The organism is Albidovulum sp. (assembly GCF_041919395.1).
In the GTDB taxonomy this organism is placed as follows: domain Bacteria; phylum Pseudomonadota; class Alphaproteobacteria; order Rhodobacterales; family Rhodobacteraceae; genus Albidovulum.
Genome location: NZ_JAYRTX010000167.1, coordinates 1 through 3,283, shown reverse-complemented (window position 1 = coordinate 3,283; position 3,283 = coordinate 1). Strand labels below are relative to the sequence as shown.

The 3,283-nt window shown below is 66.1% G+C and carries 5 protein-coding genes; 2 read left to right on the top strand and 3 right to left on the bottom strand.

Going from position 1 to position 3,283, the window contains the following annotated elements; translation table 11 throughout:
- Positions 1-216 precede the first annotated feature (216 nt).
- Together ACMUOO_RS16835 and ACMUOO_RS16830 are read left to right on the top strand one after the other, a co-directional pair.
- Entirely contained in the window at positions 217-498 is a 282-nt protein-coding gene (locus tag ACMUOO_RS16835; protein ID WP_413855774.1) for a hypothetical protein, read from the top strand.
- A 198-nt stretch (positions 499-696) separates the two neighbouring features.
- A complete protein-coding gene (locus ACMUOO_RS16830; RefSeq protein WP_413855773.1) occupies positions 697-945 on the top strand; it encodes a hypothetical protein in 249 nt (82 codons plus the stop codon).
- Positions 946-1,111: 166 nt separating this feature from the next.
- Here the strand turns inward: ACMUOO_RS16830 and ACMUOO_RS16825 are convergent, their stop codons facing one another.
- The 3 genes from ACMUOO_RS16825 to ACMUOO_RS16815 all read right to left on the bottom strand — a co-directional run bounded on the left by ACMUOO_RS16825 (position 1,112) and on the right by ACMUOO_RS16815 (position 3,038).
- Entirely contained in the window at positions 1,112-1,732 is a 621-nt protein-coding gene (locus tag ACMUOO_RS16825; protein WP_413855775.1) for a calcium-binding protein, read from the bottom strand.
- A 113-nt stretch (positions 1,733-1,845) separates the two neighbouring features.
- Positions 1,846-2,583, bottom strand: a complete 738-nt coding sequence (locus ACMUOO_RS16820; RefSeq protein WP_413855772.1) for a hypothetical protein — start codon at positions 2,581-2,583, stop codon at positions 1,846-1,848.
- A gap of 248 nt (positions 2,584-2,831) precedes the next feature.
- Positions 2,832-3,038 carry a cold-shock protein gene (locus tag ACMUOO_RS16815; RefSeq protein WP_291335958.1) on the bottom strand — a complete coding sequence of 69 codons (207 nt, stop codon included), beginning with the start codon at positions 3,036-3,038 and terminating at the stop codon, positions 2,832-2,834.
- Between the last annotated feature and the right edge of the window lie 245 nt (positions 3,039-3,283).

Below are 3,283 nucleotides of genomic sequence, written 5' to 3'. Positions count from 1 at the left end.
GCGGCGGGTGCCTTATTTCGGCCACATAGGCGGGAATCCGTCCATCGTCGGCAAGAATCCGAGATGAACCCGCGACGGACGTTCGGGCTTCCTTGACCCCGCCGGTGTTGCGATTTAGCACCATGTCATTGCTTTCGAGTTCTCCCTCCGGGGATCCTTACCCACAACGAATCATGGCCGCGCGCCCCGCCCTCACGGTGCGCGCAAGGGGGGCATATGACCGTGAACGAGGAACTGGTCGACCGGTTGTCGACCGAGGTCGGACGCCGGCTGAGCGACAAGGCACGGGCCGGCCGGCGGCGTGCGCTGGCGCGGATTTCACGCTGCTGCGTCACCGTGACGGACGACGGAAGGACCACGCGCGAGGTCTGGTTCGACCAGACGCCGACGCTGGGCCAGCTCGTCGCGCGGCTCGGGCCGGAGTGCTACGTCGTGTCCATCGCGATGAAGCGCCGGCCGCTGCGCGAACGCATCCGGCTCGCACTCGCCGCCGAATGAGGCACGGGCAGTTGCCCTACTCCGGCCATGATCGGCGCTGGAACTCAGGACAATGACTGGGCTGGCGGGGCATTGTCCCGCAGGCCCACCGCGCGAGCGGCTTCTTCCACCACAAACTTGCCACAATTCGCCCCGAGCGGGACTGTTGCAACAGGCGCCTCCGGGGCGCTCGTGATTCGGTGTCTGCGAGGTTTGGCCATGGTCGGGGCGACGGATTTCATCGGACTCGTGCGCGCCCGTGCCGGAACGGCAACAGAGCGCCAGAAGACGACCGCCTGGCCGGCCGCGGGACGGATCGCCGTTCTTGTCACCCGTGACGGCACCCGCTCCGAAGAATTGCTGTTCGAGCGTCCGCCGACGCTTGCCGACCTCATCGCCCGCGCGGGCGAGGGCGCCTATCTGCTCGGCATCGGCGTGACGGAGACACTTCAGCACGCCGCGGAATAGGCCGAGGCCCGGACCGGAGGCCGACAAAGATCGGCTCGCGGTCGCACGGCGGACGGACAGCCGAGGGGTCGTCCCGACTGGACGAGAAAGAACAGTTAAGCGCTGACAAGGCGGGGCGCCTGCCGCCGCGCATCCCGGCCGGGGCAGCACGTTTCGGCTCCCGCGCTCAACCGAAGAGGAAATCCCCCGCGTCGATCAGCGCCGCGTCCACGCCCTCGAGGACCACCGCGACATTTGCGAACCGAACGAGCGTGTCGAGGCCCTGGTCGATGACCGTCATCGCCGAGAAACCCGCCGCTCCGGCGGCAATGCGGATGAGGTCGAGGCCATCCTCGAAGTCGAGAAGCCGGTCGCTGCCATCGCCGGTGGCGAAGATGAACTGTTCGGCCCCGTCGCCGCCGGTCAGACAATCCGCTCCGGTTCCGCCGCGGATCAGGTCGGTGCCGTCGCTTCCTGTGAGCGTGTCGCGGCCGGCCCCACCGTCGAGCAGGTTGTCCTCTCCGCCAATGGCGGTCAGCGCATCGTTGCCCGCCCCGCCATGGAGTTCGCTGAAGCCCCCGCTGCCGGCGGCGGCGATGGCCGTCAGCACGTCGTTCCCGAAACCGCCGTCGAGAAGATTGTGCGCCGAGCCGCGGAAGGCGGGATCGCCGTAGTCGTCCTCCAGGTGATAGTAGTTGGCATCGGCGAAGGCCGTCAGGATGTCGTGCCCGGCACCGCCGATAAGCGTGTTCTCGATCACCGAGTAGGCGTCAAGATATGCGCCGGACGTGGCGCTGGCCGAGAGCATGTCATCGCCCGATCCGCCATCGAGGAAGTTGGTTGCGACGGCGCTGCATTCTGCCAGCGCCAGCATCGTGGCCGTCAGGCTGTCGTTGCCGCTGCCGCCGCTGAGTTGGGATGTCAGCGTGCTGGCGTAGTTCTCACCATCCAGCGAGGAGAAATTGTCGACGATGAGCGTGTCATGCCCCGCACCACCGACGAGCGTGTTGCGGCCCTCCGGCGCGCCGGAGTTCGAGTCGACATAGGTGCTCGCCCACAACACGTCGTTGCCCGCGCCCCCGTCGATGTGTTGCTCGCCAGTTGGCTGCCGTTCGAGAAGACCGTGGCGCTTGCCCTGACATGATCGTCACCCGCACCCGCCCGGATCTCGTTGATCGCGGTGCTCTCGTTGCCGAAGAAGTCGCCTCCGACCGCATAGGCGGTAATGGCGTCGTTGCCACTGCCGCCGTCGATCGTGTTGACGACGACGCTGTCCAGAAGACCGTTCGAGACGGACGAGACGTCGATCACGTCAGACCCTGACCCGCCGTCGACATGCATCGACATCCGCACGGGGGAGTCGAAGGAGAAGAACGTGGCGTCCACCGTGATCCTGTCCTCCCCCGATCCACCGTCCACCCAGACGTTCGCCTCGAAGAGGGGAACGGGCACACCGTCGGTCAGGTCCAGAAAGACCTCGACCCGGTCGTGGCCCGCGCCGCCGAAAAGCGCGGTGTTGTTGAAGAGGCTCGACAGAGTGTCGCGCCCGGCCCGCCCGAAGAGGGACTGGCCTTCCGCCGTCGCTGCGAGAGTGTCGTTGCCGGGCGTTCCGAAGACGGGAACAAGGGCCGGGAGGTTCGGCGTCGTCTGTGCGGACATGATAGCCTCCGAAAAAATGATTGAAGGTCTCCGTCGGTCGAAAAATGGTTCGCGCGAATTCATCCATGACGATAGTCCGTGTCATGAATTGCATCAATGGGTTGTTCGCTCGGGGCCGCGAGCCGCGGGGGCGCGTGCCGGCACGGCTGGCCGGCCCGGGTCGATCGCAACCCGATGCCAGCCCGAGGCTGGAAATGAAAAAGGCGGGGCCATGGCCCCGCCTTCCTTACGGTTCCTGGCGTCCCGCCTCAGGCGAGCGCGAGGTTCGTCGCCGATTCACGGCCGTCGCGGCCGGCCTCGATGTCGAAGGTGACCTTCTGGCCGTCCTTCAGTTCGCGGATGCCCGCGCGCTCGACGGCGGAGATATGGACGAACACGTCCTTCTTGCCACCATCGGGAGCGATGAAGCCGAAGCCCTTCGTCGCATTGAACCACTTCACGGAGCCCGTAGCCATCGTGATGTCTCCTTTCATCTGCCGCCCACGGAATGCGGCGGCCCGGCGCAGTCAGTCCTATCGATAAACTGAGGCCGAAGACGGAGACAGTGGTCGAAAGTGGTAACGTCGCGGCAGTTGATATAGCCGAAAAACCACCTCGTCACAAGGCCCGGTGCAGAAATCTTCCCGCACCGGGTCCACCGGGTCAGTTCGCGCCGAGCTTCTTGATACGGCCCTCGACCCCGGTCGTGACCTTGCCGGAC